This window comes from Helicobacter cinaedi CCUG 18818 = ATCC BAA-847 (assembly GCF_000155475.1).
GTDB classification, from domain to species: domain Bacteria; phylum Campylobacterota; class Campylobacteria; order Campylobacterales; family Helicobacteraceae; genus Helicobacter_C; species Helicobacter_C cinaedi.
In genome coordinates, this window is sequence record NZ_DS990397.1 from 1 (window position 1) to 1,978 (window position 1,978).

General features: G+C 30.3%; 3 protein-coding genes. All 3 read right to left on the reverse strand.

The features are described from left to right. Nucleotides 1-10: 10 nt before the first annotated feature. Nucleotides 11-346, reverse strand: coding sequence for a hypothetical protein (locus HCCG_RS12670; RefSeq protein WP_002957578.1), 336 nt, complete (start codon nucleotides 344-346; stop codon nucleotides 11-13). Between the two features lie 70 nt (nucleotides 347-416). Beyond that, the gene (locus HCCG_RS10765; RefSeq protein WP_002957579.1) at nucleotides 417-980 is read right to left on the reverse strand and encodes a hypothetical protein; all 564 of its coding nucleotides are present in this window, start codon (nucleotides 978-980) and stop codon (nucleotides 417-419) included. Then, on the reverse strand, nucleotides 977-1,978 hold a 1,002-nt coding region (locus tag HCCG_RS10770), incomplete at its 5' end, for a hypothetical protein (protein ID WP_034548573.1). The genes HCCG_RS10770 and HCCG_RS10765, both read right to left, overlap by 4 nt.

A 1,978-nucleotide genomic window follows, 5' to 3' on the forward strand; every position in this document is an offset into this window, starting at 1 on the left:
GAGTGCTACATTAAGGCGAATTTATCATCCTGTCATAAGATGAAAGGTGAGGATAAACTTGTGTCCAAACAGCAAAGAAAAACAATCCTATAAATACAGCAATAAGACATATAAAAGCTATATAGGTATCTGCTAAATATCGCTCTTTTGTCTTGATAAAAATAATCCACAAGAAAATAAATAATAAAATAAGCCCAATTAAATGTATTATAAAAGGTATCGAATCATTTGTAATCTCAAGGCTATCTTCTAATGAAAAAATTATGATTAGATTCAAAATATTTATAACAAAAGGCATTAGTAATGTCAAAATAACAATTCCAAGTATTGTAAGTTTTCTTTTCATTATATGATTTTCCCATATTTTAGTCTAAGTTCGTTCCCATATTCTATACCTTGTTTATCTGTTAAATTCATTATGTCTGACAATTTATCCCATCATTAAAAAAGTATATTACTATAGAGACAAGCATAAAAAATAGTAACCAAGAGAGCCATAGGCAATTACTGCGACTAAGAATCTTGTTATAAGAGGCAAAAGCTAATATCAAACTTAGCATACACAACAAAGGCAGGGCAAAAAATAAATACGCTATGCCAATTTCTATGGGAAACTCACAAGCTACTTCTAGGCAATGAAAAGTCCAAAAATAATCACAATGAAAAATCATACTTGAAACAAAACTAAAAAGCCATACCAAGATAAAAGCCACACTTACTAGAAATGTAGCACAGATTCTATACAATCGGTATGGTTGCCACTTAGAATCTAAGTATCGTTTGCCTGCAAGAATCATAAGACACAATGCATATATCACAAAAATCTGACTACCTTTCAAGAAAGTATGAGCTTGACTTAAGTGATGAGATTCTCCTACTTTGTGTAATACATTTGGGCTAAGCAAAAATGGTATATGGACAAACCAAATAGCTAAACACATAACAAAAGCAATAAAAATCCATAAATTCACTTTTTTCATTGAAAAAGACCTTTTATAACCCTTTCTTTCAATTCAGCTCCATAGGAGATTCCTGCATTGTTTGCTTTTATATCGCCTTTGTCAAATCCTGTGCCATAATTCTCGATTTTGTTGTTAAATAATTTATTATAGGCTTTTTTCGCATTTAACGATAGATAATCCACTATTTCATTGCCAACACTTGCGATATTAGCAACTATGACATTATCTCTAAAAGCCATTAATGTGCTAAAGAGAAAATGACTAACCTTATCCAACCCATTCTCATCACCCTCAAACTTAGACACATAGTTTTCATAAAGATGAAATATAGCAATGCCACCATTTTTATACTCTTTATCACCAAACATCAAGCTATCTGTAATGAGTTCACAACATTCTATAAGAGTCTCAAGGATTTTAATATAAAGAATACCTGTTTTTTCTTGTATACCACTCTCCACCATATATCTCCCAAACTCTACATAATATTCTTGTGGAAAATTATCTTTATAAACTTTATAATCCTCAATGAGTTTATCTAATGCTTTATAGATTAAAGGATTTTTACTCATATCTTTGCGGTTGATTATATCAATAGTTTGTAGTGATATTTTACGAACATCATTCATTCCTACTACTTGTTCATTAAACCAAGATTTTACAATATAAAGCTTATCAGATTCTAGCTTGTTTGTTAGAATTTCTTGGCTAATGCTAGAATAAGGTAAATCAGCAATATTAACCCTGCCTATATCTTTATTTAAAAATACGAATGGCATATCATAATCAATAATAAACCTATGCACCAATTTAGTATTCCCTTTCTTTTTGTCTTTAATGATAATCTCTTGTATATCTTTTGTGAATTGCTCTAAGTTTTCTTTAGAATCAAAACTTAGTATAGTGTTGGTATTAGATTGTGATAGTGCAGATTCTGGTTGTAAGTCTTGTGTTTGTCTTATCTGTTGTGTGTGCTGTATTTGATTGGATTTTGTTTGTGTGGCAGTCTCTAAGGA